This is a genomic window from Synechococcus sp. H70.1, assembly GCF_047502705.1.
Taxonomy (GTDB): Bacteria; Cyanobacteriota; Cyanobacteriia; order Thermostichales; family Thermostichaceae; genus Thermostichus.
In genome coordinates this window covers 1-557 of sequence record NZ_JANSIV010000149.1, presented here as the reverse complement: position 1 = coordinate 557, position 557 = coordinate 1, and the positions used below count along the sequence as shown (strand labels likewise).

The window sequence follows — 557 nt, the reverse complement described above, 5'->3', positions numbered from 1 at the left end:
TCGCCTGGCCGTGAAGCTGCAGGATGAGTCCAAAGGTTTGGGGTACCTCGGCATTACCTTGGACATTACCGAGCAAAAGCGGCTGGAACAACGGGTGCAAGAACAACAGGAGCGCTTTTGCGCCTTTCTCAACAACAGCCACGACATTTTGTGCTGGATCGATGCCCAAGGCTTGGTCTATCCTCTCAATCGCCCAGTTGCTGAGAAAATTTTAGGTCGTTGTCCTAAGGAGCGAGAACTTATACCTTTGGATTGGGTTCACCCAGAAGATCAGGAGATTATTGCCAGTGCTCTTGAACAACTCAAGGCTCGACCTGGCGAAACGCTCAGCTTTATCTATCGGGCACAGCATGCGGATGGCCATTGGGTATGGCTAGAGAGCCGCTGTACTAATCTTTTGCAGGATCCTGCGGTGGCAGGAATCGTCTGCAGCACCCGCGACATTACCCAGCAAAAAGAGACAGAACTGGCGCTGCGGGAAAGCGAAGCCCGCCTCAAGGCCATCCTCGACGGGATCCCTTTTCCCATCTTTGTTAAAGATTTGCAGGGCCGCTACT

The 557-nt window shown here is 52.8% G+C and carries 1 protein-coding gene; it reads left to right on the top strand.

The genetic code is table 11. The features are described from left to right. The coding region (locus tag NW827_RS09950; RefSeq protein WP_414503639.1) for a PAS domain S-box protein at positions 1–557 on the top strand (557 nt) is incomplete at both ends.